Source organism: Halalkalibacter sp. AB-rgal2, assembly GCF_041821005.1.
Classification (GTDB): domain Bacteria; phylum Bacillota; class Bacilli; order Bacillales; family Bacillaceae_D; genus Halalkalibacter.
This window is the reverse complement of the sequence record NZ_JBGUAV010000064.1, coordinates 1-1,249: the sequence shown is the minus strand read 5'-3', so window position 1 is coordinate 1,249 and position 1,249 is coordinate 1. Positions and strand designations below refer to the sequence as shown.

The window sequence follows — 1,249 nt, the reverse complement described above, 5'->3', positions numbered from 1 at the left end:
GCATTAAGTGATTTCTTTAAAAATACCTGCTAGTATGAGTTATTCCTTCATTCAACAAACGGGAGGTATCGTATTATAAGGTCAATCAGAACTTTATTTTCTGGTTGGCCATTTTTAATGGTTTAATGAGGGTAGCCGGGGTAGGACGCTCGGGCGCGTGGGACTCGATCCCGTCCGCAATATTGTCCACCCCCTACTTGTAGAAACATGTTTGAGGCTGGTTGGGACATGGATCCCGTATAACAAGCGAAGCTGTGATACTACAAGGTAGGTTAGGGGCACCGGCAGATGGGGGATTTCTTCAAAAGAGTTTTCGGTAGTGGATAGGTTACACTCAATGGACAGATATTTTAGGGTCATTTTTCTGTTGAAGTTTATTTATCCTTAAAGTTCGTTTATAATAAAAACAATAAGGACAAAAAGCAGGTGATGAATGTGAAACCAATAAAAATTGATCATAAAGACATTAAACAAGCCATTCAATCTGGTGAATTATATTTCCAAGTCGGTGAGCGAAAATATCTACTAATGGAGGTTGAAGATTTGAAGACCTCCGATTGTTACGAAGTAACAGACACCGAAGAAGAAAATCAACTACTTCAAGCCTTAGAAAATGATAACCCTTTATTGTCCGAAGAAGAAATCAATAAAATGTTAGGACAGTAGAGTATGGAAATTAAATGGAGAAGATCGGCAATTCAATCGTTATTGGATTTAGACCAATGGAGAGAGACAATTGAATTGCCACCTATTGCTGGGTATCTTAAAAGGATCATACAGGCATACTTTAAACGTCAGGATTTTTCAATCTATATTCCCGGTCGTCAGGTTCTTATCCGCAAAATGCCTGTTGATCTTAGAATGGTACTAGTATCTGTTGGGAAGTCAGATCCATATAAAGTATTTTATCGAATGACAAGGGATCATGTTGAAATATTTTTAATTCGGCATCCACATCAAAAACCATTATAAATAATCGTAACGATTATCAGTGGTCACATTTTGGTCACACATTACAGAAAATCAGGCGATATTCCCGGTTATCAGCAATAAATTAAAATACCCTGAAAGCCTTACACGATAAGCTTTCAGGGTATTTTCGGTAGACTGAGGAAATTCTCATGAGGCTCTTGACAGGGTGGAGGTCATTGGTTCGATCCCCATACGGGTCATTGGGTGCCAAACCCGCGAAATCCTTCTGGAACAGGGATTTCTACGAAAACATCACTTTTTTAAGTGGTGTTTTTTT

The 1,249-nt window shown here is 38.6% G+C and carries 2 protein-coding genes; both read left to right on the top strand.

Annotated features, from left to right (window positions below):
* Window positions 1-429 precede the first annotated feature (429 nt).
* Window positions 430-666 (top strand): hypothetical protein, encoded by a 237-nt coding sequence (locus ACERJO_RS20935; protein ID WP_373648777.1) that lies wholly within the window; start codon window positions 430-432, stop codon window positions 664-666.
* A gap of 3 nt (window positions 667-669) precedes the next feature.
* The gene (locus ACERJO_RS20930) at window positions 670-972 is read left to right on the top strand and encodes a hypothetical protein (RefSeq protein ID WP_247106317.1); all 303 of its coding nucleotides are present in this window, start codon (window positions 670-672) and stop codon (window positions 970-972) included.
* The last annotated feature ends 277 nt before the right edge of the window (window positions 973-1,249 follow it).

What these genes read in the sequence shown, in the direction of transcription:
- ACERJO_RS20935 (WP_373648777.1), top strand. Translation starts at nt 430, where the DNA reads ATGAATGTGAAACCAATAAAAATTGATCATAAAGACATTAAACAAGCC.
- ACERJO_RS20930 (WP_247106317.1), top strand. Translation starts at nt 670, where the DNA reads ATGGAAATTAAATGGAGAAGATCGGCAATTCAATCGTTATTGGATTTA.